Source organism: Corynebacterium sp. HMSC072A02 (assembly GCF_001810085.1).
GTDB lineage: Bacteria > Actinomycetota > Actinomycetes > Mycobacteriales > Mycobacteriaceae > Corynebacterium > Corynebacterium hesseae.
Map to the genome: position 1 here is coordinate 14,444 of NZ_KV799847.1, position 26,017 is coordinate 40,460.

General features: G+C 61.7%; 24 protein-coding genes. 13 read left to right on the top strand and 11 right to left on the bottom strand.

Going from position 1 to position 26,017, the window contains the following annotated elements:
- Nucleotides 1-2: 2 nt before the first annotated feature.
- Nucleotides 3-995 carry an ABC transporter ATP-binding protein gene (locus HMPREF2698_RS05290; RefSeq protein ID WP_070563153.1) on the bottom strand — a complete coding sequence of 331 codons (993 nt, stop codon included), beginning with the start codon at nt 993-995 and terminating at the stop codon, nt 3-5.
- Nucleotides 996-1,106: 111 nt separating this feature from the next.
- Between HMPREF2698_RS05290 and HMPREF2698_RS05295 the strand changes: the two genes are divergently transcribed.
- On the top strand, nt 1,107-2,579 hold the full coding sequence (locus HMPREF2698_RS05295) for a DNA polymerase IV (RefSeq protein WP_070563154.1): 1,473 nt from the start codon (nt 1,107-1,109) through the stop codon (nt 2,577-2,579).
- On the opposite strand, the gene HMPREF2698_RS05300 is transcribed toward HMPREF2698_RS05295, so the two are convergent.
- Complete coding sequence (locus tag HMPREF2698_RS05300) at nt 2,576-3,511, bottom strand: asparaginase (protein ID WP_070562682.1); 936 nt, start codon at nt 3,509-3,511, stop codon at nt 2,576-2,578. The two genes, HMPREF2698_RS05295 and HMPREF2698_RS05300, sit on opposite strands and share 4 nt — an antisense overlap.
- A gap of 106 nt (nt 3,512-3,617) precedes the next feature.
- On the opposite strand from HMPREF2698_RS05300, the gene HMPREF2698_RS05305 reads away from it, so the two are divergent.
- Nucleotides 3,618-4,247 carry a WKL family lipoprotein gene (locus HMPREF2698_RS05305; RefSeq protein ID WP_070519893.1) on the top strand — a complete coding sequence of 210 codons (630 nt, stop codon included), beginning with the start codon at nt 3,618-3,620 and terminating at the stop codon, nt 4,245-4,247.
- Nucleotides 4,248-4,372: 125 nt separating this feature from the next.
- On the opposite strand, the gene HMPREF2698_RS05310 is transcribed toward HMPREF2698_RS05305, so the two are convergent.
- Nucleotides 4,373-5,320 carry a DUF6263 family protein gene (locus HMPREF2698_RS05310; RefSeq protein WP_070562684.1) on the bottom strand — a complete coding sequence of 316 codons (948 nt, stop codon included), beginning with the start codon at nt 5,318-5,320 and terminating at the stop codon, nt 4,373-4,375.
- Between the two features lie 32 nt (nt 5,321-5,352).
- On the opposite strand from HMPREF2698_RS05310, the gene lspA reads away from it, so the two are divergent.
- From lspA to HMPREF2698_RS05330, 4 genes are read left to right on the top strand one after another with little or no spacing between them, the layout of a single operon-like run.
- Nucleotides 5,353-5,883: a signal peptidase II gene (gene lspA / locus HMPREF2698_RS05315; protein WP_070562687.1), complete on the top strand. Its 531-nt coding sequence runs from the start codon at nt 5,353-5,355 to the stop codon at nt 5,881-5,883.
- Nucleotides 5,867-6,790, top strand: coding sequence for an RluA family pseudouridine synthase (locus tag HMPREF2698_RS05320; RefSeq protein ID WP_070533289.1), 924 nt, complete (start codon nt 5,867-5,869; stop codon nt 6,788-6,790). The genes lspA and HMPREF2698_RS05320 overlap by 17 nt, the downstream gene beginning before the upstream one ends.
- A complete protein-coding gene (locus HMPREF2698_RS05325; RefSeq protein ID WP_070562690.1) occupies nt 6,787-7,386 on the top strand; it encodes a hypothetical protein in 600 nt (199 codons plus the stop codon). The genes HMPREF2698_RS05320 and HMPREF2698_RS05325 overlap by 4 nt, the downstream gene beginning before the upstream one ends.
- An 18-nt stretch (nt 7,387-7,404) precedes the next feature.
- Entirely contained in the window at nt 7,405-7,674 is a 270-nt protein-coding gene (locus tag HMPREF2698_RS05330) for a type II secretion system protein (protein WP_070519902.1), read from the top strand.
- On the opposite strand, the gene rarD is transcribed toward HMPREF2698_RS05330, so the two are convergent.
- The gene (rarD, locus tag HMPREF2698_RS05335; protein ID WP_070562693.1) at nt 7,671-8,576 is read right to left on the bottom strand and encodes an EamA family transporter RarD; all 906 of its coding nucleotides are present in this window, start codon (nt 8,574-8,576) and stop codon (nt 7,671-7,673) included. The two genes, HMPREF2698_RS05330 and rarD, sit on opposite strands and share 4 nt — an antisense overlap.
- Before the next feature lie 65 nt (nt 8,577-8,641).
- On the opposite strand from rarD, the gene dnaE reads away from it, so the two are divergent.
- Both dnaE and HMPREF2698_RS05345 read left to right on the top strand, forming a co-directional pair.
- Nucleotides 8,642-12,217, top strand: coding sequence for a DNA polymerase III subunit alpha (gene dnaE / locus HMPREF2698_RS05340; protein WP_070562696.1), 3,576 nt, complete (start codon nt 8,642-8,644; stop codon nt 12,215-12,217).
- 112 nt (nt 12,218-12,329) lie between these two features.
- On the top strand, nt 12,330-13,526 hold the full coding sequence (locus tag HMPREF2698_RS05345; RefSeq protein WP_070519906.1) for a cobalamin-independent methionine synthase II family protein: 1,197 nt from the start codon (nt 12,330-12,332) through the stop codon (nt 13,524-13,526).
- Nucleotides 13,527-13,613: 87 nt separating this feature from the next.
- Here HMPREF2698_RS05345 and HMPREF2698_RS05350 read toward each other — a convergent pair whose 3' ends face one another.
- Complete coding sequence (locus HMPREF2698_RS05350; RefSeq protein ID WP_070519908.1) at nt 13,614-14,240, bottom strand: hypothetical protein; 627 nt, start codon at nt 14,238-14,240, stop codon at nt 13,614-13,616.
- Nucleotides 14,241-14,350: 110 nt separating this feature from the next.
- On the bottom strand, nt 14,351-16,264 hold the full coding sequence (locus tag HMPREF2698_RS05355; protein WP_070562699.1) for a choice-of-anchor I family protein: 1,914 nt from the start codon (nt 16,262-16,264) through the stop codon (nt 14,351-14,353).
- A 178-nt stretch (nt 16,265-16,442) separates the two neighbouring features.
- Between HMPREF2698_RS05355 and ilvA the strand changes: the two genes are divergently transcribed.
- Genes ilvA through HMPREF2698_RS05375 form a run of 4 tightly spaced genes read left to right on the top strand, consistent with a single transcriptional unit; the run spans nt 16,443 to nt 19,028 of the window.
- Nucleotides 16,443-17,726, top strand: coding sequence for a threonine ammonia-lyase IlvA (gene ilvA, locus HMPREF2698_RS05360; protein WP_070562702.1), 1,284 nt, complete (start codon nt 16,443-16,445; stop codon nt 17,724-17,726).
- Nucleotides 17,726-18,364 (top strand): YigZ family protein, encoded by a 639-nt coding sequence (locus HMPREF2698_RS05365; protein WP_070562706.1) that lies wholly within the window; start codon nt 17,726-17,728, stop codon nt 18,362-18,364. Before ilvA ends, HMPREF2698_RS05365 begins: the two co-directional genes overlap by 1 nt.
- A 34-nt stretch (nt 18,365-18,398) precedes the next feature.
- A complete protein-coding gene (locus HMPREF2698_RS05370; RefSeq protein ID WP_070546804.1) occupies nt 18,399-18,635 on the top strand; it encodes a hypothetical protein in 237 nt (78 codons plus the stop codon).
- 6 nt (nt 18,636-18,641) lie between these two features.
- Nucleotides 18,642-19,028 carry an RNA-binding S4 domain-containing protein gene (locus HMPREF2698_RS05375; protein ID WP_070519918.1) on the top strand — a complete coding sequence of 129 codons (387 nt, stop codon included), beginning with the start codon at nt 18,642-18,644 and terminating at the stop codon, nt 19,026-19,028.
- Here HMPREF2698_RS05375 and HMPREF2698_RS05380 read toward each other — a convergent pair.
- From HMPREF2698_RS05380 to HMPREF2698_RS05400, 5 genes are all read right to left on the bottom strand, one after another.
- Nucleotides 19,025-20,029, bottom strand: a complete 1,005-nt coding sequence (locus tag HMPREF2698_RS05380; protein WP_070533272.1) for a GTP pyrophosphokinase — start codon at nt 20,027-20,029, stop codon at nt 19,025-19,027. The genes HMPREF2698_RS05375 and HMPREF2698_RS05380 overlap by 4 nt on opposite strands.
- A 49-nt stretch (nt 20,030-20,078) precedes the next feature.
- Nucleotides 20,079-20,687 carry a hypothetical protein gene (locus tag HMPREF2698_RS05385; protein ID WP_070562710.1) on the bottom strand — a complete coding sequence of 203 codons (609 nt, stop codon included), beginning with the start codon at nt 20,685-20,687 and terminating at the stop codon, nt 20,079-20,081.
- A 141-nt stretch (nt 20,688-20,828) separates the two neighbouring features.
- A complete protein-coding gene (locus tag HMPREF2698_RS05390; protein WP_070562713.1) occupies nt 20,829-22,214 on the bottom strand; it encodes a 3'-5' exonuclease in 1,386 nt (461 codons plus the stop codon).
- Between the two features lie 89 nt (nt 22,215-22,303).
- Complete coding sequence (gene glgX / locus HMPREF2698_RS05395; RefSeq protein WP_070519926.1) at nt 22,304-24,499, bottom strand: glycogen debranching protein GlgX; 2,196 nt, start codon at nt 24,497-24,499, stop codon at nt 22,304-22,306.
- 20 nt (nt 24,500-24,519) lie between these two features.
- Entirely contained in the window at nt 24,520-25,101 is a 582-nt protein-coding gene (locus HMPREF2698_RS05400) for a TetR family transcriptional regulator (RefSeq protein WP_070562716.1), read from the bottom strand.
- A 176-nt stretch (nt 25,102-25,277) separates the two neighbouring features.
- Here HMPREF2698_RS05400 and HMPREF2698_RS05405 point away from each other — a divergent pair, with 176 nt between their 5' ends.
- Nucleotides 25,278-26,015, top strand: coding sequence for a hypothetical protein (locus tag HMPREF2698_RS05405; protein ID WP_070533264.1), 738 nt, complete (start codon nt 25,278-25,280; stop codon nt 26,013-26,015).
- Nucleotides 26,016-26,017 lie beyond the last annotated feature (2 nt).

The following is a 26,017-nucleotide window of genomic DNA, read 5'->3' on the forward strand; positions in this document are numbered from 1 at the left end:
GACTAGTACGCAAGACGTACCGTCGAACCACGATCGACTCGAGAGCGGCTGTAAGCCACCCAAGGCTCGTCAGCGCCTTCGACATCGCAGTGCAGCTCGTAGCGTCCGCCGATGTACTGAGCGGTGCGGACGATTCCGTCCACGTGGTGCGGGAAAGACCCGATGTCTTCCTCCGCGTCAAGGACGGTGAGGTTTTCCGGGCGGACGTCGGGAAGCCCAGCGCGGCGGTTCATAGTACCCACGAAGCCACCGACGAAGGGGGTGGCAGGGGAGTCGTAGAGGGTGACAGGATCGGCGAACTGTTCGATGACGCCGTCCTTCATGACGACGACGCGGTCCGACATGGACAGAGCCTCGGATTGATCGTGGGTGACGTAGATGACCGTGAGTCCTAAGTCGTGGACCAAGGCAGTGAGCTCGGCACGTATCTGAACACGCAGGGCAGCATCGAGCGCAGAGAGTGGCTCATCCATTAGGAGCAACTGCGGGTTGGACACAAGCGCGCGGGCGATGGCTACGCGCTGCTGCTGGCCACCGGAGAGTTGATTAGGGCGAGCTTGTGCCTTCGGGGTAATTCCGACCATGTCCATGCACGCGCGCACACGTTCTGTGCGTTCCACAGAAGACAACTTGTTACCCGCGGTGGTGAGGGGAAACTCGATGTTCTTCTCCACAGTCATGTGCGGCCACAGCGCCAGATCTTGAAACACCATGGACAGGTTGCGCTTATTAACGGGAACGTTCGTGTGTGGGCCGAACACTTCTTTATCGGAGAAGGTGATGGTGCCAGCATCGGGGGTTTCGAGGCCTGCGATGCAGCGCAGAAGCGTGGACTTACCGCAACCGGAGGGGCCGAGAATGGAGATGAACTCGCCGGTGTTAATGGCGAGGTCAGTGGCATGGAGACCAGTGTTGTCCGCGAACTCGCGCTTAATGCCGGTAACGACCACGTGGGCCTGGGAGGCAGGTGGTTGGGGCGAGAGTTGAGAAGTCACGGCGGAAAAGGTTAGGGCGATAAAGTAAGCGGATGGGGGCGTTGAAGTTACGAAGGTGGTAAAGAAACATGAATAATGGGTGACGGACATGCGGTGTTTAAACTGGAGCACATGCAGCGCTGGGTTCTTCACATCGACATGGACGCGTTCTTTGCGTCGGTGGAGCAGCTCACCCGCCCTACCTTGCGCGGCCGGCCTGTGTTGGTGGGTGGAACGAGCGGACGCGGCGTCGTCGCCGGTGCCTCTTATGAAGCCCGCGCATATGGAGCTCATTCCGCAATGCCCATGTTCCGCGCGCAGCAGCTCGTGGGCTATAAAGCCGTGGTGGTGCAGCCGCGCCGGGCGGTGTATGTGGCGGCCTCGCGCCGGGTATTTGGAATTATTGCGCAGCATGCGGGGGTCATCGAACAGCTCTCCATCGACGAGGCCTTCATGGAACCGGCCGCACTCGCCGGAGCCACGCCCGCCGAAGTCCGTGAGTGGTCGGAGAATTTGCGCCGAGTGATTCGAGCCGAGACGGGCCTTCCCAGCTCCATCGGCGCCGGTGCAGGCAAGCAAAGCGCGAAGATTGCGTCAGGGGAGGCCAAACCGGACGGGACTTTCATCGTGCCCCAGGAGCGCTTCGATGAGCTCATCCACCCGCTGCCGGTGGGCAAGCTCTGGGGAGCGGGCCCAGTCACCCAGCAGAAGCTCGCAGCTATCGGCGTGGAGACTATCGGACAGCTGGCGGCGATGAGCCGCAAGGAAGTCGAGATCTCACTGGGCAACGTGGTGGGCGTGCAGCTGTGGAAGCTCGCCCAAGGGATTGATGAGCGTCCGGTCGCCCCGCGCGCGATTGCTAAACAAATCTCCACCGAGTTCACCTACCCCACGGACCTGCGCACGGCGGCGGAGGTGGATGCGGCACTAATCCGCGCGGCGCAGGGCGCGCATTCCCGCCTGCTCAAGGACGGCCGCGGCGCGCGCACGGTGACGGTGAAGTTGCGGATGGCGGATTTCCACATCGAATCCCGCTCGGCCACGCTGCCCTATGCCACGGATGACCTGAAGGTCCTCGAGGCTAAGGCCTTGAGCTTGGCGCGCTACCCGGAGGAGCTCGGGCCCATCAGGCTGGTCGGGGTGAGCTACTCGGGTTTGGAGGAGGCCCGCCAAGACGTGCTATTTCCTGAGCTCGACCGCGAGGTCGTGCGTCCAGCTCCGGATACGGATTACGAGACTGGCGTCAGCGACCACCTGCCCGGCGCGCCGGAAACGGAGACGGAGCCCAGAGCAGAGTCGGAAACGCTGGGAGAAGCGGGATCGGATTCGATGCGCCGCTGGCACGCTACGCAGGACGTCCACCACCCCGAGTTTGGACACGGCTGGATTCAAGGCGCCGGCCATGGGGTGGTCAGCGTGCGCTTTGAAACTCGCGCTACGGGCCCGGGGTTTGTGCGCTCTTTTGCGGCTGAGGATGAAGATCTCCACCCGGCCGATCCATTGGACTCACTGGCGTGGGAGGGGGCGCTGCCAGGCGACGCCACCGAGGCCGATGATCCTGTGACTGACACCGCTGGGGAGGAACCGCCACGCGAGGATAGCTAGCCCGCGGTATAAGCAGTGGCGGAGGGGGCAGTGCTAAACATCTCTGCCACCGGTGTGTCGGTAGCGAGTGCCGCGGCGAGCATAATGCGGGCTTGGCCGGCTCGGAATCCACCGGAGGCTACCGCACCCATCTCGCCCAAGGTGGCACCGCCACCTGCGCCGCCATAGGCCAGCTTGGTAGCTCCGTAGGGCGTGCGGGTGCTAATCACCACGGGCACGCCCGCTTGCAGCGCGCGGGCAACCCCAGCTCCCATCTCTTCACCCATGTTCCCCGAGCCCATGGCTTCGATGACGAGGCCATGGGTGTGGTTGAGGGAGGCGTCGACAAGCGCGGCGCCGGCACCCGGGTAGGCGGCGATGATCTCAACGGGGTGTTGCGCCATGGGGGAGAGCGGCAACGGCGCCAGAGCGGAGTCACCCACCGGTAGCTCCTCAAAGCCGTTGAGCTGCGAAGTATGCCACTTGCGCGCGCCGCGTCCGGGAATGGTCTTGCCGCCGAATTGCACCCACACGCCGGCCTTTCCGGAACACAGGAGCTCATAGGAATCGCGCAGGTTGCGCGGGCCATCACCAGCCGGGTGGTCGAAGGCGCGCTGCGCGCCAGTGAGCACGATGGGCCCCTCACCGAGGTCGAAGAGGGATAACGCCAGCGCGGTTTCCTCCATGGAATCGGTGCCGTGCGTGATGAGGACGCCATCAATCTCTGGGCGCGCAAGGTGCTGGCGCGCACACAACAGTAGCTCATCGAGGTCTGCCAAAGTAATCGAGCTGGAATCCAGCGCGCGGAATTCCACCACCTCAATGTCGTGTGTTCCGACTTCAGCGTCGAGGAATTGGGCTAGCTGTTGCCCACTGACGGTGGGGACCAGGGATCCGTCACGGACCGTCGTGCAGGCGATGGTGCCACCGGTGGCGATGAGGGCGAAAGTCATGACAGCAGGCTACTACAGGCACGCACCTGCGCGGGAACCCCAGGGCGGCGGTCGTGGACGCTAAAGTAAAAGGGATAAACCACGATCCCCTACGTGAGGAGTATTTGTGAAATCCTTCAAGCTGAGCGCCGCCGTTGTGGCCCTGGGCGCCGCGACTGCCCTGGCTGCCTGCTCGTCTTCCGAGGATGCAGACACCGAGAACAGCACCGCCGCTAAGCCTTCGGGCGAAACCTCCGCATCACAGGTGGCCTCCACCGAGATGCCTACCGTGGAGCAGCTCAATGAGATCCTGACCAAGGCCGCCGACCCGAACCTTCCGCAGGAAGAGAAGGTCCAGCTGGTCCAGGGCAGCGAGACGGCGCCGGAGCTTTTCGACGTCATGTCGCAGTCCCAGGCCGAGTCCGGCGCCACCTTCGAGGTCGTTGCCCCGGTCATCCCGGGCCTCGTGCCGGATTCCGCGCTGGCCACCGTCCACATCAATACCCCGGACGGCCAGCAGCAGACCGCCGACCAGGTGGAGTTCATCAACGAGGGCGGCACGTGGAAGCTGTCCAAGACGTGGGCCTGTGTCCTGGTCACCAACATCGTCCCGCCGGAAGAGGTGCCGGAGATGTGTGCTGATTCCGTACCGGAAGGCGCAGAGGCGCCTGCCGACGCCCCCGCTGAAGGCGCCGAAGCTCCTGCCGACGCCCCGGCAGAAGGCGCTGAGGCCCCAGCCGACGCCCCGGCTCAGTAAGACTGGGATTCAAGCTTCACCGCCCGCCACCACACTGGATTGAGAGCCGGTGGGTGGCGGGCGCTGCGCTGTCCGAAGGTCGGCGCGCGGTTGCCTGATGCGGGGCAGGCGCGGCGCGCAGCGGACTAGTCGGTGGTGAACGTCATATCGGTGGCGCTGGTTTGCACCACGCGAAGATCGGAGCTGTCCGCACCATAAGAAATGGCAGTAGTCACGGAGACATCGCCGGCTGTGGGAAGTGGTTTGGTCAGATCAACGGTGACCGTGCCCTTCGACGTCGACGTGGTGTCCATGACCTTGAGCTCTTTGCCCCGCAGCTCCTCGGGGGCGTCAGCGCCGTCGAAGGAGAGCGCGCCCAGGGACGGCCGCTGCTCAACCTCGACGTTGAGCGTGGCGATATCCCCGTCGAGCTTGTCCAAGGTATAGGTCGTGGTTTGCAGCAGCGTGGACTCGCCGGTAACGCGCGATTCCACGACCCACTGAGCGCCGGAGCCAATTTCCTCATCCGGGAAGACGATGGGCAGCGAGGTCAGGCTGGTGATGGCGTGCTCCACAGTGCTGCGGGCCTCGTCGGTTGCGGCCTGCGGGGCGGCAAGGCGCAGCGAGTTCATTTGCCCGCTATCCGTGCCGCGCCACCCAAATTGGAAGCCCTCGGCGGAGGAGACGTCCGCGCCGTCAGCCTCAGGCTTGCCCACGGTAACGAAGGCGTTGCGGCTGGCCGGCAACTGGCCCTCAACATCCTCGGTGGCAGCCTCCACCGAGGCCTGTAGCGGAAGGGTGACCTTGTCCTTGGACGCTGGTGCAGGAGCCGAGCTGCCGTCCTTGCGCAATTGCTGGTCAAAACCCGTGGCGACCTCATAGGTCAGCTCCTGAGTGGCATCGAGATCCTTATAAGCCACAACGCGGCTTGCGTCGTCACCGGGTTCTAGGAGGGTGACGCGCGGGGCATCGAGGGCTAAGCCCACTGGCTCCTCTACTGGCTTGGCCGGCTGGGAATAGGAACAGCCGGCGAGCGCGCCGCTGACTCCCAAGACGGTGGCGGACAGGACTGCTAGAGCTCTCACACGAAACACGCATTCCAAATTACCGGATGAGCCTGTTTAGAATGGAACGGGTGAAAGCAAGGAGTTATATCGGAGTGATGGTTGCGGTGGTGCTCGGTGTGGCCGCCGTCGACCAAGCCGTGAAGGCACTGATGCTGTCCATCCTCACGGAAGGCGAAGCCCTACCGGTAATCGGTGACTGGTTCCGCTTCTACCTTCTCTTTAACCCCGGCGCCGCCTTCTCCATGGGAGGGGAAGGCTCGACGTGGCTGTTTACCACTATCCAACTCGCCTTCGTTGTTGGTGTAGCAATCGCCGCCCCGCGCATTCATGACAAGTGGCAGGCCATCGGGCTGGCGATGATCGCCGGCGGTGCTCTGGGCAACCTCATCGACCGCCTCGTGCGCGAGCCAGGGTTTTGGTTCGGCCACGTGGTGGATTACATCTCCGTGGGCAGCTTCGCTGTTTTCAATATCGCGGATGCGGCCATTACCTGTGGAGTCGTGGTCTTCATCATTGCGATGTTTTGGGCGGAGATGCACGAGAAAGCTGAAGAAAAGGAAACGGGGGAGAGTAATGCGCGAAAGCCGTAGGTTGCCGGTGCCCGAAGGTCTCGATGGCATGCGCGTGGATGCCGCCTTGGCCAAGCTCCTGGGCATTTCCCGCGCCCGCGTGGCCCAGCTGTGCACGGCGGGTGATGTGGAAATCGACGGTGCGGCCGTGGGCAAGTCCGAGCGCTTAAACGCCGGTGGCTGGATCGACGTCATGATGCCAGCGCCCGAGGAGCCGCTCATCCCCAAGGAGGAGCTGGTGGAGGGCATGGATGTCCTCTACGCGGACGAGGATGTCATCTGCGTGTTCAAGCCCGTGGGTGTGGCCGCGCACCCGACTTTGGGCTGGGATGGGCCCACCGTCATCGGCGGGCTGCGGGCGGCGGGCTATGCGCTTGCCGACGCCGGCCCTACCGAACGCAAGGGCATCGTCCACCGCCTCGACGTGGGAACCTCAGGCGTCATGGTGGTAGCCGCTAGTGAGCGGGCCTACTCGCAGCTCAAGAACGCCTTCCGCGAGCGCACCGTGAAAAAGACCTATCACGCCGTGGTCCAAGGCCTACCCGATCCCATCGTCGGCACCATTGATGCGCCTATCGGGCGCCATCCTTCCGCGGGGTGGAAGTTTGGGGTCATTGATGACGGCAAGCCGGCGGTGACGCACTACACGCTGCTCGAGGCCTTCCGCGAGGCCAGCCTCCTCGAAGTCCACCTGGAGACCGGCCGCACCCACCAGATCCGCGTGCACATGTCCGCCACGGGGCATCCCTGCGTGGGCGACCCGATGTATGGCTGTGATCCGAACCTGGCGAAGCGCGTGGGGCTTAACCGCCAGTGGTTGCACGCGGTCGAGCTCGGTTTTACCCACCCCGGAACTGGCAAGTGGTTTGAATGCACCGCACCCTACCCGGACGATCTGAAGCACGCCGTGGAGGTATTGCGCGGATGAGCCCGCAGCGGAGCACGCGCCAGCGCATCTACCGGCGCCGCCGTGCCGCGGCGTTGGTGCTGCTGGCCGTGCTGGCGCTGGTGGTGATTGTCCTTTTCGGTCTGCTTGGCACGCAGCCTCGCTCGGCGTTGCAGGGAGACCAGCTGGGCCCGGATGGAACCGAGACTGCCGCCGAATACCGCGAGCGCGCGGAGGCCTCGCTATCGCAGGCGGATAAGCCAGCCTATGCGTTGGTGGGTTTTACTAAGCCGCTGAGTCCGCACGACGTCTCTGAGGCCCTGCAACCAATCCAGCGCATGGATGCCATCGTGATCGGCTTGGCTGCCCCCATCGCTGTTCCCGAACCCGTCACAGGGGCCGAGCGCGCCGACGTCATCGAGGCGGTGTTCGCCCGCGTGGCTGCGCAAGCCAATGGCATGGGCGAGGAAGTCCCCACGCACGTTGATGCGGTGGTGGTCTATTCTGCGGGCACCCAACTGCGCGCACTCGCCTCCGACCCGCGGGTCGATACCGTGGAGGTTGCCCCCGACGATGCCGCCTGGGGATCCTTCGGCGTGCGCCCGCCCGCTAACGTCGGACAGAACGAGAACCGCTAAAACAGTCAAGGAGAAGACATGCGCTTGTTTCCGAACACCTCTACGTGGCCGCCGAACTACCGCTTTGCTTACCTCTTGATGTGGGCGGGCGCTTTCATCGCCTCTGGGGCTGCCATCGCGCAAGGGATCTGGGGTGCGGACAAGCTCGCCCTCGGCATTCTCATCGTGGTGGCCATCTACTGCATCGCCATGGCCGTCCTCATGCCGCGGTGGGCGCTGAACGCGCGCGAGGAATCCGCCCGGCGCGCCCAGGCTAAGCAAGCGCGCGAGGAGCTGAAGCGCCGCTAGCCCTCTGCGGTGGCGCGTGATGCGTCGGCAGGGTGGAGGCGGGCGCGGCGTCGAGAAGCGCGGCCCATGCGCACCAAGTCCGCAAGGTAGATGATCACCGCAACCCAGATGATGGCAAAGCCAATCCAGCGTTCGGTGGACATGTGCTCCTGGGTCACGAACAGCGCCCACAGCATCTGCATGATGGGGGTCATGTACTGCAGCATGCCGAGGGTAGACAGGCGCAGGTGCTTAGCACCCTGCGCGAAACACAGCAGCGGTAGGGCGGTGACGAGGCCGGAGGTAATCAGCAGCGCGATGTGCCCGGGGCCTTCGGTAATGAAGGTGGATTCGCCCTGTGCCTGCAGGTAGCCCAGATAAATGAGTGCGAAGGGGAGCATGACAATCGTTTCCGCGGCCACCGACCCCATGGAGGAGACCGTGATGCGCTTTTTAAGCAGGCCGTAGATACCGAAGCTGAAGGCTAGGGCCAGTGAGTAGTAAGGGGCCTGACCGGTCATGAAGGTCAGCCACAACACTGCGATGAAGGCGATGCTGACCGACGCCACCTGCGCCTTCGTCAGCTTTTCCTTGAGGAAGATGATTCCTAGGGCCACGGAGACGAGCGGGTTGATGAAGTAGCCAAGTGCGGCATCGGCCACGTGGTCGCTGTTGATGGCGATGACGTAGGTTCCCCAGTTGATGGTGATGGCCACGCCGCAGGCGAGCATCCACCCCCAGGTGCGCAAGCTGAACGCGCGTAACTCGCGCCAGCCGCCGGTTACCAAGAGCATTGCGGTGACAAGAACCGCGGTCCACACGATGCGGTGGGCCAAGATCTCGAAAGGGCTGGCGGGGCGCAGCAGCGGGAAAAACGCCGGGAAGAAACCCCACATGAGATAGGCAGCAATGGTGTAGAACATTTAAGAAAATGTACCTTAACGAGGACGTACGAGCGAAGTTTGACGTCCCCGCTAAGATGAGCCGCATGGCCAAAAACTCCTCCTTCGTCCACCTGCACAACCACACCGAGTTCTCCATGCTGGATGGCATGGCCAAGGTGGATATGTTGGCGGATGAGGTGGTTCGCCAAGGAATGCCTGCCGTCGGCATGACAGACCACGGCAACATGTATGGCTCCAATGCCTTCTACCAAAGGATGACGAGCGCTGGCGTGAAGCCCATCATCGGCATCGAGGCCTATCTTGCGCCCGAGTCACGCTTCAACAAGAAACGCGTGCTGTGGGGAACCCCGGACCAGAAGCGCGATGACGTCTCCGCTTCCGGTGCCTACCTGCACCAGACCATGCTGGCGGAAAATGAGACCGGCCTGCGCAACCTGTTCACGCTGTCCTCCCTGGCCTCCTATGAAGGCCAATTGGGCAAGTGGCCGCGCATGGACGCGGAATTGATTGCCGAGCATGCCGAGGGCATCATCGCCACCACCGGCTGCCCGTCGGGTGACGTGCAGACCCGCCTGCGCCTGGGCCAGTTCGATGAGGCGCTAGAGGCGGCCGCTATGTGGCAAGACATCTATGGCAAGGACAACTTCTTCTTGGAGCTCATGGACCATGGGCTGGACATCGAGAAGCGCACGCGCGATGGCCTGTTGGAGATCGGCCGCAAGCTGGACCTGCCGCCGCTGGTGACCAATGACTGCCACTACGTGCTGGAAACCCAAGCCCCCGCGCACGAGGCGATGCTCTGTGTGCAAACCGGCAAGACCTTTATGGATCCGGACCGCTTCAAGTTCGACGGCACCGGCTATTACATCAAATCTGCCGCCCAGATGCGTGAGCTGTGGGATCATATGGTGCCGGAGGCTTGCGATAATACTCTGTGGATTGCGGAGCGCGTGCAAGACTACGGCAAGATCTGGGAGGAACATACCCACGACCGCATGCCGATTGCCGACGTCCCCGAAGGCCACACCCCAACCTCCTGGCTGACCCATGAGGTTATGGAAGGACTCAAGGATCGCTTCCCCGGTGGAGATGTTCCGCAGGAGTACATCGACCGTGCTGAATACGAGATCAGCGTCATCGATATGAAGGGCTACCCGTCCTACTTCCTCATCGTGGCCGAGCTCATCAAGCACGCGCGGTCCATCGGCATTCGCGTTGGTCCGGGACGTGGTTCGGCGGCCGGTGCACTCGTGGCCTACGCGCTGACGATTACCAACATTGACCCCATCGAGCACGATCTTCTCTTCGAGCGATTCCTGAACCCGGAGCGCCCCTCCGCGCCGGATATCGATATCGACTTCGATGATCGCCGCCGCGGCGAGATGATTACCTACGCCGCCGAGAGGTGGGGCGAGGACAAGGTGGCGCAGGTGATCACCTTCGGCACCGTGAAGACGAAGCAGGCTATTAAGGACTCCGCGAAGGTCCACTTTGGCCAGCCCGGCTTCCAGATGGCCGACCGCATTAACGGCGCTCTGCCACCGGCCATCATGGCCAAGGACATCCCGCTCGCCGGCATCATGGACCCGGAGCACGAGCGCTATTCGGAGGCGGCCGAGGTCCGGCAGATGATTGAGACCGACCCGGACGTCAAGAAGATCTACGAGACCGCCCGTGGTCTTGAGGGCGTGGTCCGCCAAGCCGGCGTGCACGCGTGTGCCGTGATTATGGCTTCGGTGCGCCTCATGGACCACATTCCGATGTGGAAGCGCCCAGCCGACGGCGCCTACATCACCGGCTGGGACTACCCGGCCTGCGAGGCCATCGGGCTGCTGAAGATGGACTTCCTGGGCCTGCGCAACCTCACCGTGATTGGTGACTGCCTGGAGAACATCAAGAAAAACCGTGGCGAGGAAGTCCACCTCGAAGACCTTCACGCCGACGACCCGAAAGCCTCGAAGGTCTATGACCTGCTCTCGCGCGGCGATACCCTGGGCGTGTTCCAGCTGGACTCGGGCGGCATGCAGGAGCTGCTCAAGCGCATGAAACCGACTGGTTTTAAGGACATCGTGGCCTCGCTGGCGCTCTACCGCCCGGGCCCGATGGGCGTGAACGCGCACTGGGATTACGCGGACCGCAAGAATGGGCGCAAGGAAATCACTCCGATCCACCCCGAGCTGGAGGAGCCGCTCAAGGAAATCCTCGATGAGACGTACGGTCTCATCGTGTACCAGGAGCAGATCATGCGTATCTCGCAGAAGGTGGCAAACTACACCGCCGGCGAGGCAGACGGCTTCCGTAAGGCCATGGGTAAGAAGAAGCCCGAAGTCTTGGCGCAACAGTACGACAAGTTCTGGGGCGGCATGAAGGACAACGGCTACTCCAAGGAAGCGATGGACGCTCTGTGGGGCACCATCGAGCCCTTCGCCTCCTACGCGTTTAACAAGTCCCACGCCGCAGGCTACGGCTTGGTGTCCTTCTGGACGGCCTATCTCAAGGCCTACTATGCGCCGGAGTACATGGCTGCGCTGTTGACCTCGGTGGGTGACAAAAAGGATAAGTCCGCCATCTACCTGGCCGACTGCCGCCACCTGGGCATCCGCGTGCTCTCCCCGGATGTCAATGAATCGGTGGAGACTTTCCAGGCCGTGGGCGATGATATCCGCTTCGGCATGGGCGCTATCCGCAACGTTGGTGGGGATGTGGTGGATTCCATCGTGAAGACTAGGCGGGAGAAAGGCGCCTATACGTCCTTCTCCGACTACCTGGACAAAATCGAGCTGGCGGCCTGTTCGAAGCGCGTCACCGAATCCCTCATCAAGGCCGGTGCCTTCGATTCTTTGGGGCATCCGCGCAAGGGACTCATGCTCATCCACGAAGATGCCGTGGATTCGGTGCAGACGACGAAGAAGGCGGCCGACAAGGGCCAATTCGATCTCTTCGCCGGCTTTGGCGGGGAGGAAGGGCAAGGCGAGTCCGTCTCCGCCTTCGCCATCGATATTCCGGACGAGAACTGGGACCGCAAGCACGAGCTGGCCCTGGAGAGGGAAATGCTGGGCCTGTATGTCTCCGGCCACCCGCTCGACGGATTCGAAGAAGCCCTCAACGCGCAGACCGATACCCCGATTACGAAGATCCTCAACGGTGAGGTGGGCAATGGCCAAGAGCTGGTGATTGGCGGCATTATCTCGGGCGTTGACAGGCGCTTTTCCAAGCGTGATGGCTCGCCCTGGGCCATCGTCAGCATGGAGGACCACAACGGTGCACAGGTAGACATCCTCGTGTTTAACCAGGTGTATTCGTTGGTGGCCGCGCAGATCGCGGAAGATAACATCATCCTGGCCAAGGTGCAGGTGAAGATCCGCGATGAGCGCATGTCCCTGTTCTGCTCCGATATCCGCATCCCCGATCTTGGTCCCGGCAACGGTGCCGGCCTGCCGCTGCGCCTGACCATGCGCACGGATCAGTGCACGATGGACAACATTGCGCGCCTCAAGCAGGTCCTGGTCAACAACAAGGGCGAGTCGGATGTGTACCTCACGCTTGTCGACGGCGAAGAGTCCACCATGATGGTCCTTGGTGAGCATTTGCGTGTGGAGCGCTCCAGCAACCTCATGGGTGATCTCAAGGCGACGATGGGCGCCGGCATCCTGGGCTGAGACAGCATGCTTCGTTCGGGTGCTGAATAAAAGTACAGAATGAAGCGGGCTGCGCCTCGCCCGTGGGTTACGCTAGACAGCACAGTCTAGTTGAAAGGGAGACCGTTTCCTCATGGTCAATAAGATCCGCACCACCCACGTTGGCTCGCTGCCGCGCACGAAGGAGCTGCTGGAAGCTAACCTCGAGCGCTCCGCAGGCACCATCTCCGATGAGAAGTTCCACGAGATTCTGGAACGCTCGGTCGCAGACGTCGTTAAGCGCCAAGTCGATCTCGGCATCGACATCATTAACGAGGGCGAATACGGCCACATCACCTCCGGCGCCGTGGACTACGGCGCGTGGTGGAACTACTCCTTTACCCGCCTGGGTGGTCTGACCATGACGGACAAGGACCGCTGGGAAATCGGTGACAAGATTCGTTCCGAGCCGGGCAAGATTCGCCTTTCGTCGATGAAGGATCGCCGCGACCGCGCCCTTTTCGCCGAGGCCTACAACGACCCGGATTCGGGAATCTTTACCGGCCGCAAGAAGGTGGCCAACCCGGAGTTCACCGGCCCGGTTACCTACATTGGCCAGGAACAAGTCGAGGCAGACGTGAAGCTGCTTGCCGACGCCCTGCCAGAGGGCACCGAAGGTTTCGTCGCCGCCCTGTCCCCGGGTGCTGCGGCGCGCTTGCCTAACAAGTACTACGAGGATGAGACCGATCTCGTGCGTGCCTGCGGTGAAGCGCTCAAGGTGGAGTACAAGGCCATCACGGATGCTGGCTTGACCGTGCAGTTCGACGCCCCGGACCTGGCTGAAGCCTGGGACTCCGTGGTCCCGGAGCCGACGGTCGCGGACTTCCAGGCCTTCCTACGCGAGCGCATTGAGATCCTCAACGAGTCCATCAAGGACATCCCGCGTGAGCAGACTCGTCTGCACATCTGCTGGGGTTCCTGGCATGGCCCGCACGTGACGGATATTCCGTTCGAGGACATCATTGAGGAGATCCTGCAGGCCAAGGTCGGCGGATTCTCCTTCGAGGGTGCCTCGCCGCGTCACGCCCACGAGTGGCGCGTGTGGAAGGACCACAAGTTGCCGGAGGGCACCGTCATTTACCCGGGTGTGGTTTCTCACTCCACCAATGCTGTGGAGCACCCACGCTTGGTAGCAGACCGCATCATCCAGTTCGCTGAACTGGTCGGCCCAGAAAACGTGATCGCATCGACGGACTGTGGTCTCGGCGGCCGTCTGCACCACCAGATCGCGTGGGCCAAGCTGGAGTCCCTCGTGGAGGGTGCGCAGATTGCCACCGAGGAGCTGTTCTAATCAGCGAGCGGCCATGAACCAGTGAGCAAACTAAATAAACGCGCGAACCTGCTCGGTTCGCGCGTTTAATTTTTGGTGGGGAGGCGGTTACTTCGCAGCCGCTTTCTCGCCTTCCTTCTTCTGGGAGTTATCCCAGTGGAAGCCCTGGCTCTTCAGGAAGGCGCGCAGACCATCGAGAACGGATGGGTCGAATTGTGCGACCACGGTCAGCGCATTAATAGCGACGGCGACCAGAGCGATAATGCCGCCGACCCACGCAAAGACCTCTTCGGCTGTGTCATTGGGGCGGGCGGACTGTACCCATTCGGGCATCTCGTCCCATTCCTTCTCCAACTCGGCGTCCTTTTCCGCTTGGACGCAGTCTGGCTCTGCTGGCATGCCAGAGGAACCATAACCGTTAAGGATGCCGAGCCCCAGCTCCTGCGGCCCCATGAAGGAAGAACCCGCGGTGCCATCGGCAACCGCCTTTTCGTGCTCCTCACGCGCCTTGTGCACAGCGTCCGCACATTCCTTGGAGAGATCGGAGGTGTCGATGTGACCGACGTTCATCGAGCTTCCACCGTTGGGGCCCTGAGAGCTTCCGCCACTAGAGCTTTGGCTCTGGGAGGAAGCGGAGGACTGGCTGCTCTCAGCAGATTCTGCGGCTGTGGCCAACGGAGTGACCAGGGCCATCGTCGTCGCGCACACTGCGATAAGGGAGGTGGAAAGGCGCATAATCAGGAATTCTCCTTGAAAGAAGGTGCGAAGGGGGTGTGAGAAAAAAGGGGGCTAGCTTGTCCTAAGCCCACTTCAATGTAGCAGCCCGCCCCGAGGAAAAGTAGGGATTACAGGAACTTCTCCAGCTGCTCACGCAGCGGCGCCGGTGCAAGGCTGAGGACGGTTTCGCGGATACCCGGAGTGTTCAGCAGGCCTACCGCGGCAGCCACCGCGGCGATGACTCCGATGACAGAACCGGCGATGATGCCCGCGGTGGATGAGTGGGAGCTGTGGTTATTCTTGCCCTCGTCGTCCTTGTTGTCGGCAGCGTCTTCGTCGTCGAGCACATCTTCAACGGAGTAGATGGTGGTGGTTCCGGAGACTTCGTTGCCCACGATGAGCAGGTGCTCGCCGTTGGGGGAGTTGGCCTTGTCGACGAAAGTGAAGCCCTCCGGGCCCAAGTCACCGGCAGCGGCGAACTCATCGGTGGAGAAGTCGCGATTGTTGACATAGGTGACGAAGGAGGCATTGGCCGGGTCAGTGACGTCATAGACGAAAACGCCGCCGACGCGCTCGGCGCCAACGAAAGCATAGGTGCGATCCCCAACCTTGCCGATTGTCAGGGCCTCCGGTTCAGGGCCCTTGTTGTCAGAGCGGTCATCAAACTCGGCCGCTTCGTTATCGGCGTTGTGGTGGAACACACCCGGTTCATTCAGCTCAGCGGTGATCTTTTCAAAATCGCTACCGGAGTCGAAGACGACCGTGCCGTTGGCATCGTAGATGCTAAAAGACCGGGAGCCGTAGGCATAGAGTTCATCGAAGCAGCCCTTCTCTTCATTCCAGCCGGAAGCAGTACTCAGCTTCAGGTTGCCGGCCTGTTTCTTATCGGCGAGGTCTTCCGCAGAGACGTCGCCCAGCGCGCCCTCGCACACCTTGCCGTCCTCGATGAGGTCCTTGAGCTCGACTTCATCGGTGTAGACGCCGGAACCACCGTCCTTTTCCTTGACACCCCACTCGCGGGCATCGCCTTCGTTCGCGGTAGCAAAGTAGGTCTGGCCACCGGCGGTGAAAGCGCCGATGGAATCCGGCATGGACAGCCCCTTGACCGGGATGGTGCGCAGCTCAGCCGAATCATCCTTGTTGGAGGAGTCGAGCGGCACCTGCGAGTGATCCGCAATGTGAGCCGGCAGGATCTTCTCCACGGTGGCGGATTCAATATCGATGACCCCAATGGCATTGGCCTCCTGCAGCGTCACGTATGCCTTGCCCGCCTGGGAGGAGATGTACTCCGGTTCGAAGTCAATGGAGGGCTTCGCCTCGTGCCCGGAGGGACCAAAGACGCGCACGCCCTCAGGCAGTGGCTTGCCGTCGAAAGCCGTGAAATCAGCGATGCGGGCATCCGCCTGAGTCGGCGCCGCAACTCCCGCCGGCAGCTTGATAACGGAGACGGAACCTTCTGGGTCGGCGACGTAATCGGTGCCCTCGGCGTTGAGCTCGTTCGACGGCTCGCCCTCGTTGGCCACGAGAGCGTAGCTTCCGTCCGCAGTGAGGTGGACGTTATCCGGCAAAGCGCCCACCACCACGCGCCCCAGCTCGGCGGCGGCCAAGTCCTCGGCCGCAGCGTTGAAGAAGAGCGCCTCGCCGTTCTCGGTCTTGTCCGCCTGCTGGACGGCGGCCACAGCCAGGCCATCAGGGCGCACGGCTACGGAGTTGATCTCCTTGCCTTCACCGGCAGAAATGGAGCCGATCAAGGTGGGCTTGGCCGGGTCAGCGGCGTCGAGGACGTCGATCTGGCCCGCGTGCGCGTTAACTGTAAGGATGCGCTTGGAGGCTGGGTGGAAGGCCACGATTTCCGCGGCTGATTCTGCGTACACGCCGGACTCATAGGTGCCGATCGGGGTCACCTTGAGGTTGGCGTCAGCGGCGGAATGCTCGATGACGTTGTCCACAATCGCGGCCGAGGATGCCGGAACGGTCAGGCTAAGGCTAGTCGCGGTCGCAGCACACAGCGCGAGAGCGCGGCGGGAGAAAGAGCGAGACATTGAGAAAGACTCCTTGAAGCGGAACGAAAAAGTTTCCGAACCACCGTACGTTGCACCCATGGTGCTTTTGGGGAACGCAGCGTTGCAAACAATCGATATCTAGGTAAACGTTGGGTGAATCGGTCGAATGCTAGGTAATGTGCGACGCGAGAGAGCTGGGGCGCTAAAATGAGCCACCATGACAAGCACCCCGCAAGACTTCGAGCCAATCCACGCCTCTGATATCCAACTGGCACAATCGCGAATTAGCTCGGAGATTGCCCCGACTCCGCTGCAGTATTGCCCGCGCCTGTCCCAAGAAACCGGCTATGAGGTGTACTTAAAACGCGAAGATCTGCAGGACGTGCGTTCCTACAAAATTCGCGGCGCTCTGTACGGCATGTCGAACTTAAGCGAAGAGCAGCGGAAGCAGGGGATTGTTACAGCCTCTGCCGGCAATCACGCCCAAGGCGTGGCTTATGCCTGCCGCACCATGGGGATCCACGGCAAGATCTTCGTGCCGGAGCCGACCCCGAAGCAAAAGCGCGACCGCATCCTGGTCCATGGCGGTGACGTCGTGGAACTCGTTGTCACCGGCGCCAACTTCGATGAAGCAGCTGCCGCCGCGCACGCGGATGCTGCGGAGCGCGGTGCCTTCTTTATTGAGCCTTTCGACGCACGCGATACCGTTACCGGCCAGGGAACCGTCGCCGCGGAAATCGTGTCCCAGCTGTCGTCCATCGGTAAATCCCTCGACACCGTGGTTGTCCCCGTGGGCGGCGGCGGCTTGATCTCCGGCATTACCTCCTACCTCGCTGACATGGCCCCGCGCACCGCGGTGGTTGGCATTGAGCCGGCTGGGGCGGCGTCGCTCAGCGCTGCATTCGCTGCCGGCGAGCCGGTAACGCTCGACACCGTGGATCCTTTCGTCGATGGGGCTGCGGTCAAGCGCATTGGTGAGCTTCCCTTCAAAATCCTGGAGGCCAATCAAGGCCGCTTGCACTGGGATGTCGTCTCCGAAGGCGCCGTGTGCACTGAGCAGTTGGCGCTGTACCAGAACGAAGGCATCATCGCCGAGCCCGCCGGCGCGCTGAGCGTGACCGGCCTGCGCACGCTGAACCTGCAGCCGGGCTCAACAGTGGTCTGCGTTATTTCCGGCGGCAACAATGACGTGCTGCGCTACGCCGAAATCATGGAGCGCTCCCTAGTACACCGCGGCCTCAAGCACTACTTCTTGGTGAACTTCCCGCAGGAGCCAGGCCAGCTGCGCCACTTCCTGCAGGATGTACTCGGCCCTGAAGATGACATCACGTTGTTCGAGTACCTCAAGCGCAACAACCGCGAGACCGGCGCGGCGCTGGTAGGCATCGAACTGGGCAGCGCAGCGGGCATCGATGGCCTGCTGGAGCGCATGGAGAAGTCGAAGCTGAATTGCCAGCAGCTTAAGCCGGGCACCCCTGAGTACGACTTCCTCGTCGCATAATGCTGGAGAGTTATCAGCGCCCGGTCGCAGGTGACGTCGTCGAGCACGAGATTGAGATCAAACGCTCGCGGTTTATCACCCTCATCGGCCGTGCCACGAACGAGGCGGAAGCACGCGCGCTTATCGACGCCGCCCGCGACCGCTTTCCCGACGCCCGCCACCACTGCTCGGCGTATATCTACCACGTCGATGGCTCAAATCCAGTGGAGCGCTCCTCCGATGAAGGCGAGCCCTCCGGCACCGCCGGTAAACCGATGCTCGATGTTTTGAAAGGCTCGGGGCTGCTGGACATTTGTGCGGTGGTCGTGCGCTATTTCGGTGGTATCAAGTTGGGCGCGGGCGGGCTCGTTCACGCTTATGGCGGCGCCGTGAGCGAGACGATGGAGCAGGTTGAGCATGTCACGCGCGCCTTGCGCGAGCTCTATACTGTCGAGGTTTCCCACGCGGAGGCCGGCCGGCTGGAAGCGGAGCTGCGCAACCGCGGCGTCGACATGGTGGATACCGCTTATGGCCAGGCAGTGACTTTCACCGTGTCCGTTGAGCCCGGCGGTGAGGAGAAACTCGCTGCAACGCTCGCGGCACTGACTCAGGGTGGGGTAGAGCCGAAGGAAGCCGGAACAGCCTGGGTGGAGCTTTAAGGTTGCGGGCTTCTGGCCATGTAAAATAAGCCCCATGACTATGCAGCGACGCCCCAACAATCCCATTGAGCAACGCAAACAAGCCGTACGCACCCACGCACGCAACGGCGCTATCTGTGTCGTGGGCGGCGTCGCTGGCGGTGTGCTCTTGGGCTGGGCGCTTACCGGTTTCTGGACCTGTATGGCGATTGGCCTCATCGTCGCCGTGGTCGGCGGCGCCTACAACTGGGTAAAGATCCAGAAGATCGTCAACGAAAACCACAACCTATAAGCGTCTATGGTGAATCAGCCCGACGGGCGGCCCGTCCGCATTGACGCCTGGGTCTGGTCCGTGCGCATGTTCAAGACTCGGTCAGAAGCTGCCACAGCGGTGCGCGCCGGGCACGTCAAGCTCAACGGCAACGCCACCAAGCCCGCACAGCAGGTTGTCCCCGGCGACCGCGTGCGCGTGTGGCGCAACCACCACGAACATGATCTCGAGGTGCTCGCCACCGTGTCCAAGCGCGTGGGCGCTCCCATCGCGCGGACCTGCTACATCGACCACGCACCGCCGCCACCGCCGAAGGAGTTTTTGCCCTCGGTTCCGGTTCGCCCGCGCGGTGCCGGCCGCCCCACGAAGAAAGAGCGCCGGCAGATGGACAAGTTCCGCGGCGGATTCCGCTAATTATTCCGGAAGTTTTTTAAGGCCTTCAGGCGCGCGTTCAGGCGACGCTTGCGGTCCTTGCGGTCACCGGCTTGGGCGGTGGCCTCGATGTGCTGGGCGCCGAACTTGTTGAGCAGCAAATCGTCGATAAGCCTGACCTGGCCCGGGCGGAAGCGGTAGCGCATGGCGTCGTGCACGTGGGCGATAGCGTCTTCATCGAGGAGCTGCTTGAGCTGGCTTAGACGATTGATGCCGTTGTTTTCTAAAAGCTCCGCTAGGAAGCGGTAGTGCTCCGAGCGTGAACGCGGAAAGCGGTTACCCAGAATGATGGCGAGGACGCCGGGGAGGGTCTCTGCCGTGATTTCCACGTCATCGTCCGCCTCGGAGCTGGGGGCTTTGAGTGCGGCAATCTCATCGAACTGCTGGTCCGCCAACTCAATGAGGCCCGCAGCGAGCGTGAAGAGGCGATCCACCTGTGGGGAAGGCGGGTTTGGTCCCTGCTTGTACCGGATATCGTGCTCAAATTCCGCCCAGGCGTGCTGCAGCACAGTGCGGATTTGAATCTCAAAGGTCCAGCCAACATAGGCTTCAAGTTCCTCAAGGGCAGCGGCACTATCTTCAGAAACCTTGAGCACTAGGTGGTGTGAACCATAGCCAAAGCCGCCGGAAATCCGCGTTTCTGCTGCCTTGTCCACCGAGCGAAGCACGGTGAAGGTTTCTCCCAGAACTTCGAGGGCCTCCGGAATAACCGTGGAGTGGAAGACGGTAATCCGCACGCCCAAGACATCGTGGATATCCTCCCACGGAGTGGGGTACATGAGCTCGCCGTTGCCGCGACGCTTCTTTGCCTTGGCCTTCAGAGACGGCCATTGCTTCACACGGGTAGCTACGCGGTCGAAGATAATTCCGGCGTCGTTAAGCAAGTCCTCGATGGCATCGCGGAAGTCCTGCGCCGCAGTGGGATGCGCGTGCACCCAGGAATGATACTGGTTGCTCAAGCGGGACATGGATGATTCAGCCATCGTGAAACGTGACTCCTTTCGGCCACGGCGGAAAAGTGCGGGGGTGTGTCTACACCTCCAACGGGAAGCCGTTAGCTAATACTAGCGGTTGCATGCTGAGCGGGGCTCGATGGCGCGGACGCAATTCAGCAGCGCGCCACGCTAACTCCGTGGCGCGATGCGGGGATACGTTGAACAACGCATGAAGAGTGTGCGCATCAGGCACGAGGTACGTGATGCTTCGAGCCTGGCTGAGCCTCTGAAGATGATTGTCTAGGATAACGAAAGCCTGCGGATGGGCCAACCAGGACGATATCGTGCAGCGATGAGCTCGCACCTCGAGGCCTGCCTCGGACCCCATGAAGCCGAGCTCGGCAGGGCGGGTGAAGAATCGCAGTCCCTGCTCCGTCAACGCTCGCCGCTGCAGATTCAGCGCTGCGGAATCCCATGCCTGGCGTACGGTTAAGCCCATATCATCCAGAGCGCGCTGGCTCACACGCTTGGCCTCCGTACCCGTGCCGCGCACTATGGACATCGATAGCGTGCGCGATAGCTGGAGGCTAGCAGGTGAGTCCCCAAAACCATCATCACACAGCTTATTTCCGGTCAGCTCTTCGCTCGGGCAGAGCGAGGGGAGAAGGCGATCGACGTGGAGGGAAGTGGATAGCGCGATGGTCATAAGGATTTATCTCCGTAACGGTTGGGCAGGTGCAGATTCCTTATGCTTATTGGACTGCGCTCCACGCCCACCGGTTCCCAGCGAAGGGGAGAATTCCTTTGTATTTGGGCTTATCGCGGATGCCTTGAGGCCAATCGCGGGTTAAAACGGAGGTGCTTCATCGAGTTGAAGCTCCTCGAGGAGCTTGTCTGTCTGCCAGATCTCAATATCCTGGCCCTTGCCTTGTAGCTCTTCGGCGCGCTTTTCCTTCGATGTCTTGGTGGCCCACTGGCCTACGACGAGGATGGTGGTCTTCTTCGTGACGTTCTTGCCCACCTTTCCACCGCGCTCAGCAATCTTGGACCACAACAGACCTTTATCAAAAGGTTCGAAGTCACCAGTGAGGGTGACATTCTGGCCAAACAATGCGCCTTCTGGATCGGCGTCGGGGTTCGGATCCGGGATGGTGTCTGGCGTGGATACGGACTGCCATGGGGCCGGCCCGCGGCGCTGTGCGGTCCCGGAGCTCTTCTTTTTCGCACCCGAGGTCGTCCCCGCCATGCGCGTCTTGTCGCGGAAATCCGTGCCGGCGCCTAAGTCCGCTGCAGACAACGGAGCAGTGTTGGCGCGCAGAACTGGGATGACGGACTCCTCGCTCAAGGTGCCCAGGGCAAAGTCCCGGGTGGTGAATAAGTCCTCGATGGAACCAGAGTGACCAAAGCGCTGGGCCAGGGCGCTAATAATTTCGCCGGCTGCCCGGGCATCCGCTGTGGCTTCGTGGTGGTGGAAGTCCTCGGCCCCGATGTAGGAGGCGACGGTCGGAAGCTTATGGTTGGCCACGTCGATGACACCGGCGCGGGAGGCATCGCGAGCCAGGGCCAGCGAGCACGCCAAGCGAATCTCCGGAACCGGTGCCGCAGATTTCATAAGGCCGCTGCGCAAGGCCGTGGAATCGAACTGTGCGTTGTGGGCCACCATCGTGTCAGAGCCGAGGAAGTCGAAGAGCTCGGCAGCAGCATCCGCAAAGGGCGAAGCATCAGCGACGTCATCTGGCGTGATGCCGTGGATACTGATGTTGACGTCGTCGAAGTGCTCTAGGCCCGGCGGGGGAGTGCACAACCACGTACGGGACTCGGTCTCTTCGCCATCGCGGAAGCGGACCGCGCCGATCTGGCACACCGAACCCCAGTTGTCATTGGCCGTTTCCACATCGACGGCGGTGAAGTTCAATCCCTGAACACGAGTGCTGGCGGCCGGTGCTTCGCCGCGCAAGGCAGCCTCCACCGCCTGCGCGAAAGCCGTGGCATCCTGGACGGGTGCAAAACGGATGACCGTGTCACCAGCACCACCTTCGGCACCGCTAGTGCCGTGAACGATGACCTGCCCAAAACCCGTTGCCGTCGGCTCCGTGCATTCCACGCCCGTGGCTCCAGCGAGGGAGAGACTCTCGTGGGCTGGTGCGCCGAGGGAAGAAGCAAGCAAAGAGCGGCGGAAAACAATGGCTTCGGCGGTGACATCAATGACGGCACCGTGGGCAGTGTAGGACACGGATTCCTTTCAAAGCATGGTGTTGGTGGTGGAGAGCAAGCGGTGAAGAAGCAGCCAAAGCTTCAGCTGCTTCTTGCCGAAGCAACCGATTATGCAGGTTCGTCGTTGTCGTCGAAGACTGGGGGCTCGGTCTGGCGCAAAATCAGCGTGGAGCGCGGCTGCACCATGATGGTTCCTTCGGCAGAGATCAGCTTTTCCTCGTCCGGGTATCCGCCGGAATCAGAAGTATCGACGATGAGCCGCCAGCTAGCGCCCAAGTCCTTCTTCGGCAGGGTGAACTCAATGTCCTCGTGGTGGGCGTTGAAAATCATGATGAAGGAATCATCCGTGATGCGCTCACCGCGGGCGGTGGTCTCCGTAATGGCGTTGCCATTGAGGTAGACCATGAGGGCCTTGCCGAATTCAAAATCCCAGTCCTCAGAGGTCATCAGCTTGCCGGAGGGCACGAGCCATGCAATATCGCGGTCTTTCACCTCAGAACCAAAGGGGCCACCGGCCAAGAAACGCTGGCGACGGAACACCGGGTGGTTCTTGCGGATGTTAATCAGGCGCTTAGTAAAACCGTGCATGGCGATGTTCTTTTCCTGCTCCAACATCGACCAATCGATCCAGGAAATCTCGTTGTCCTGGCAGTACACGTTGTTGTTGCCGCCCTGGGTGCGGCCTAGTTCATCGCCGTGGCACAGCATCGGGGTGCCTTGGGAGAGCAGAAGAGTGGTGAGGAAGTTGCGGACCTGGCGGCGGCGAAGCTTCTTAATTTCTTCGTCGTCAGTCGGGCCCTCCACGCCGTGGTTCCACGAGCGGTTGTGGGATTCACCGTCGCGGTTGTCCTCCCCGTTGTCCGCGTTGTGCTTTTCGTTGTAGGACACCAAATCACGCAGCGTGAAGCCGTCGTGAGCGGTGATGAAGTTAATGGATGCGGTGGGGCGGCGGCCGTTGTTGGCATACAAGTCGGAAGAGCCGGTCAAGCGTGAGGCAAACTCACCCATCTTCGACGGTTCCCCGCGCCAGAAATCACGGACGGTATCGCGGTACTTACCGTTCCATTCGCTCCAAATGGGCGGGAAGTTACCAACCTGGTAGCCGTTATGGCCCACGTCCCAGGGCTCGGCGATGAGCTTGACCTTGGAGACCACTGGGTCCTGCTGCACCAGGTCGAAGAAGGTGGCGAGCTTGTCGACGTCATCCAGCTCGCGCGCCAGAGTAGACGCGAGATCGAAACGGAAGCCATCCACGCGCATCTCCGTCACCCAATAACGCAGCGAATCCATAATCAGCTGGAGGGAGTGCGGGTGGCGGACATTGAGGGAATTACCGGTGCCGGTGTAGTCCATGTAGTGCTCGGGATTGTCATCGACCAAGCGGTAGTAGGCGTGGTTATCAATGCCGCGGAAGGCGATGGTTGGCCCCATGTGGTTGCCCTCGGCGGTGTGGTTGTAGACCACATCGAGGATGATCTCAATCCCTGCCTCGTGGTAGGCGCGAACCATAGCCTTGAACTCAGCCACCGCCTCGCCGGGCTTCTTGGCATAGGCGTAGTCCGCATGCGGGGCGAAGAAGCCGAAGGTGTTGTAGCCCCAGTAGTTGCGCAGATCCAGCTGGCGCAGACGGTCATCCTGGAGGAACTGGTGGACCGGCAGCAGCTCGACGGCCGTCACACCCAAGTCCTTGAAGTAGTTGATGATCGCCGGGTGCGCCATGCCGGCGTAGGTGCCGCGCAGCTCCTCTGGCACATCCGGGTGCGTCATCGTCATGCCCTTGACGTGGGCTTCGTAGATGATGGTTTCGTTATCCGGGGTATGCGGCCGGTTGTCGCCGTGCCACTCGAAAAAGGGGTTAATGACCACCGACAGCATCGTGTGGCCCAAGGAATCATCCTCGTTGCGCCCAGTGCCAGGCTCTTCAGCGAAGATATCGTAGGAGTACAGCGAGGCATCGCCGTCAAAATCACCGTCGAAGGCGCGGGCATAAGGATCGACAAGCAGCTTCGAGGGATCGCAGCGCAGGCCGTGCTCCGGTTCATAAGGGCCGTGGATGCGGTAACCGTAGCGCTGTCCGGGGCTGACGTTGGGGAGGTAGGCGTGCCAGACATGTGCGGTGACTTCAGTCAACTCAATGCGCTCTTCGCTGCCATCGTGGTCGATGAGGCAGAGCTCAACCTTTTCCGCGATTTCGGAAAAGATAGCAAAATTAGTTCCGGCTCCATCGAAGGTGGAGCCGAGCGGGGAGGGGGAACCAGGCCACACCTGGCGAGATGGCGTTAGATCAGCACGGGTCTCAGTCATGAGGCTCAGCTTAGTCAATTCTATTCGCAGCGATCGGTTCGCAGTGACTTTAGACCGGCAACCATGAGTTCCGCGGCGCGCACAGAGGTGGCGTCCACGGGCGCGGTGCCCGGAGAGGGAGAGGCCGTGCTGGGCGACGTCCCGCTCGGCGACGCCCCACTGAGCTGCTCGCGGGATTGCTCCATGAACGTAGCCCCGAGTGTGTAGTGGATCAGCGTACGAGCGGCGACGGTGATATCCTCCGGTGACGCATCGGGGGCTTCTTTCTGCAGCGTGGTTGTGAATAACTCTTCTAAGTCAGTGCTGGCTGAAGACTCTGGGAAAGCGGCGCCAGCGATGGCTACCTCGGCTCCATCGCGCCAGCGGCGCAGCTCCCGGTGCAGCGAGCTGACCAACTCCGCCGTGGTTTCTCCCGCGACGGGGGAGAGGATCTCAGCGGTCATGGCGGCGATGAGCGATTGCTTGTTAGCTACATGCCAGTACAAGGCGCCGGGAGCCACGTCGAGGTTGGTGGCGACGCGGCGCATGGTGACGTCGGCAAGCCCGTAGCGGGTCAAGAGTTCGAGGGCGGTGGAAACGATAGCGTCGCGAGATAGATGCACACGACCAACTCTACGCGGCGCAAGAAACCCCTAGTGGGGCTCACAGGAAGCTTCAAGGTGTAAAATATGATTTCTTCAAACAGCCCTTGTTAGGGTTGTCGGAGATGCCCAAGAGCAACCACCACGCCTAGCGTGGATTTACCTATCGCTCTCTATTTAATTTGAGGAGTTATCCCTTGTCCTTTTTGACACCTGCCAAGAAGTCCCTCATCGCTGTTGCACTCGTTGCACCGCTTTCCTTGGCTGCTTGTGGTTCCGATGACGAGAACGCAGGCGACACCGCTTCCTCTGCGGCAAAGACCACCACGACGACGAAGTCCAAGGAAAAGACGTCTGAGAAGAAGACGGAAGAGAAGACTTCTGAGGAAAAGAAGGAGGGGGAAGAGAATAAGGACGGCGAGAGCGCTGCTCCGAAGCCGGAGGGAGAGAATCCTGAGGGCGGCAACCAAGCCGTGGCCAACCCCTTCGAAGAGGGCGCTGACCCGTTCCAGAACATGCCAAAGGTTGAACCGGTTCAGGGCGAGGCCGCAAGCCAGGAGGATATCGACGGTATCAACACCCTGGTACGTGGCATGTATGAGCAGCAGACCATGCGCTCCTTTGTGAAGTACCTTCCGGAGCACACCTGCGCGGCCGTGCGTAATGATCCGAACTCCGGCCTCGACCAGGTGGACTACAACCAGGTCCCGGATGTGCCGATGAACCAGCTCAAGGACATGATGGCCGCAGCTGGCCAGGACACCTCCCAGATGGAGGGCTTCGACTGGTCCAAGACCGGCGTTGAGTCCATCAACGATGTCGTGGTTAACGGCGATGACGCCTCCGCGACCGTGAACGTCAACACCAGCCAGGGCATGGATAGCTCCACCATGCGCTTCAAGCGCGAGAACGGTAACTGGACCTTCTGCGGCTAGAG